At 44.5% G+C, this 3,421-nt stretch carries 3 protein-coding genes; 1 reads left to right on the top strand and 2 read right to left on the bottom strand.

Features of this window, described 5'->3' with window-relative positions:
* Positions 1-824: helicase C-terminal domain-containing protein (locus RMO79_RS06550; protein ID WP_396136542.1), on the top strand; the 824-nt coding region annotated here is incomplete at its 5' end.
* Here the strand turns inward: RMO79_RS06550 and RMO79_RS06545 are convergent.
* Both RMO79_RS06545 and RMO79_RS06540 read right to left on the bottom strand, forming a co-directional pair.
* Complete coding sequence (locus tag RMO79_RS06545) at positions 814-1,521, bottom strand: DUF928 domain-containing protein (RefSeq protein ID WP_310482254.1); 708 nt, start codon at positions 1,519-1,521, stop codon at positions 814-816. The genes RMO79_RS06550 and RMO79_RS06545 overlap by 11 nt on opposite strands.
* 229 nt (positions 1,522-1,750) lie before the next feature.
* The coding region (locus tag RMO79_RS06540; RefSeq protein ID WP_310482253.1) for a CHASE2 domain-containing protein at positions 1,751-3,421 on the bottom strand (1,671 nt) is incomplete at its 5' end.

Raw genomic sequence — 3,421 nt, 5'->3', positions numbered from 1 at the left:
CGGCATCATCCGAGCGATTGGTATGGGCAGAGATCGATCGCACTCGCGGCACATTTACACTAGCAATTACCCCTACCGATTTAGTTGCTAAGTTAGCACCGATCTGGAACCGTCAACCAGCAACTTTAATTACTAGTGCTGTCGATCTTCGAGCCAACGCGATCGGCTATCGTCAAGAATTAGGCTTGGGTGAAATCGCCTCGGTAAAATTTTCACTCGATCGCCAAAAAGATCTGTTTAAACTCTACATTCCGCGCTGGATGCCGATGCCGAATACTAGTAAATTTCAGCCCGTCTTAGTCGATGAGATTCAACATTTATTACATTCGATCGCAGCGAATCCTCAATTCGTCGTAATTCTCATTCAAGATACCCCGCTAAAAGCTCAATTAGCAGCCATTCTCGCCGCCGAATGGGGTACCAGAGTTCAAGTCGATCGCACCGACCTTAATGAGGCAAATATCCTCGTCTGTGGCTGGGAATTTTGGCAACAACATCAAGACAATTTACCGACCCCACAATTGATGATTATTGCGACGTTACCGATTCCCTCTCTGGAAGACCCTTTAGTTGCTGCGAAGGTGAGTTTTTACAAGCAACAAAAACAAGATTGGTTTCGATTGTATTTATTACCGACAGGCTTGCGAATTTTGCATCGCGCGATCGCCCCCATGCGATCTTCTCAAGGAATAGTAGCAATTTTCGACAATCGGATCGATCGCCGCACTTATGGCAAACAAGTATTAGCTGCACTCGCTCCGAATATCCGCATTAATTATGCCGACTTAAATCGACTCAATTCTCCAAGATCTGTCACAATTTAAGTAAAGGCTGTTTGATAATTGTTTCTAAATTTCCCGACTCTAATAGTTCGATCCAATCTTGCTGTAACCGCACGTCATTTGGTTTAGTCAATCGCTGTCGAGCTAAACTAGTCACGGCATCATACCAAATCCCCTTTTGAGCATAACTATCTCTGTTAGTTTGTTGAGTTGCTTCTGGTAAATTTACCCGCGTTACCCATCCATCTACATATACTCGATTGGGGGTAGATGTACCACAAGCTACTTTAGCTTTTAACGTCCAATGATAGTTGCGATCGAGTTGTAAAGATTGCTGACTGGTAGGAATTTGAATGCCAATGATGCCAGGTTGTTGTGGAGTCGAAACGCGGGTACGATAAATATCCTCTTCTTGTGAATTTTGGAGTGAAAATTCAAGTTGCGTTGACGTTGAAGTTGCGGGTATAAAAAACCAAAATGTCGGGTGTTGTGCGATGGTTTGTCCCCACACGCTCCGCTCGGTAGTTTTACCTGGCGTGGTGGCGGTAAATTGCGGAGCTAGCGCGATTAAATTTAAGTCGCAATTCCCACTCATCGAAGCACTAACGGTACGATTTCCAGGAACTCCCCGCGATGGTGGCGGCGGTGGCGGGAGGATTTTTTTCTTTTGCGTTAACTGTTGAGCGATTGCCGGAGTTTGGTGGATGGAGATGAGGGAAATACCAATACCCAGGCTCATGATTATCCCCAATCCGATCGATACGGTGTATGCACAAGTCTGTTGGACTTCGTTTTGAGATCTGAATCCCCCAAACCCCCTTAAAAAGGGGGCTAAGATCCGGATCTTAGTCCCCCTTTTTAAGGGGGATTTAGGGGGATTCAAACCAATTTCGCTTTTCTCCAGAGATGTGTACTCACGATAGCCTCCGATCGGTAATTTGTCTTTCATTAGTTTGATAATTAAGATATTAGTTATTAGGAATAATCTGCTGTGTTTGCTGGGAGATCGATCGATCTATATGGATATAACCGCTGGTTATTATTAAACCTAGCAGTGCGGGAACGATCGGAAACCAATAGCCAGATATTGTTAATAATGCCACCGAGCTACCACATAGCAAAATTGCAATTCCGCCACTCCAAACGACTAGCAACCAGCGATTACGCACTACCCATGCTAGTAAACTACCAGCGATCGAGCAGATTAAAATTATCGAACTATCTACCCAAAATGGGAATGCCCACAATAACGGGCGATTTTCTAATGCGGCGTTGACGAGTTGACTAGTCATTTGTGCCTGGAGGAATACACCAGGAATGCACTGAGATCCCTCATATTCGGGGCAGCGGTTGTCCGATCGGGCTGCGTAGGGTGTTTTAGCAATATCTTTATAACGGCTGTCTGTGGTGCCAATCAGGACGATCTTATTTTCGACGAGTTGTTTGAGTTCTCGATCGGGTAGTGTTAAGATTTTTTGTAATGAAATCGATGGAATTGCATCGGAGATCGATCCGGTGGATCGATAATTTAAAAGCATTTGATAGCCGCGATCGTCGAATTGTTGATAACCGCCCGTGCGCGCATCGAGCCAGTTAAAATGCTTTTTACCTAATTGCAAGCCCTGGGGTTGAATTTTGAGTTCGATCGGTTGAGGGCGATCTTGAAGGTATGCATAGGCTAACATCGTACTGAGGGCGTATGGTGTACTGCAAGCACCCGGTTGAGCATCCATCGAGAGTAAGTGTCGGCGCATCGTACCATCGGCATCGGCAAGCGTATCGCCAAATCCAAATAATTCAGATTCAGCAGGCGGTTGAGTTTCTCGCTCTGTCGATCCGAGATCGCTAACTTTACAAACTGCCACTAATTTTCCCAGTTTTAAATTATCTTTAATAAAACGATGCTTGGGCTTAATATCTCGATTTAAATAAGTATCGATACCAATAATTTTGGGCGGATATTTTTTCAGACGTTTGAGAAGGTTATCGAGGGATTGATTCGAGAGAGATGAGTTGCGCTGTGGTTGGGTTTCGACATCTTCTCTGGTAATCTGAAGCACTACCAAATGGGCATCTTGAACTTCTGCCGATCTCGATCGCATGGTGAGATCGAAGATCGCTAGTTCTAATGGTTGTAAAATACCCATAAATCGGATCGCAGCGATCGCAATTGCCGTACCGAAACTGGTGAGGAGTGCAATTTTAATTTGCTGTTGTTTGGTATCTATATTTCCCTGTAATTGTTTCCAGGTAGGTGGATGAGTGGTTCCCTGTTGGTAAACTGTCGGGAGCCAAGTGGCGCAGGGAAATTTATCTTCTAATCCTTGGAGTTTTTCTCGTGCTTCGCGGACCGATCGATAAAAAGAGTTACCCTGGGCATAGAGGGTGAGAAATCCTGTCAAAAAACTCTGAGCGACGCGATCTGGTACTGGTTCCCGCATCACAATTATTTGCGGAATTTGTAAGTCAGCTAAAGATTTTGCTAATCCCAAACCATCGCAAGAATTAAAGATGGCAATTTTCAAGCCATTGGCAATTGCTTTTTTGAGTCCGTACCTAAGTTCTTCGAGGTTTAAGCTATCGGTTTGATTGATATATATTCTACCTGTTTGCTTGTCTGCACTACTAGCACTATGTCC

It is taken from the genome of Chamaesiphon sp. VAR_48_metabat_403 (genome assembly GCF_031422475.1).
GTDB lineage: Bacteria > Cyanobacteriota > Cyanobacteriia > Cyanobacteriales > Chamaesiphonaceae > Chamaesiphon.
Note: the sequence above shows the minus strand (reverse complement) of the source record. Positions and strands in the feature narration are given on the sequence as shown.

Excerpts from the sequence above, each read along its gene's own strand:
- RMO79_RS06545 (WP_310482254.1), bottom strand. The coding sequence starts at position 1,521 with ATGAGCCTGGGTATTGGTATTTCCCTCATCTCCATCCACCAAACTCCG.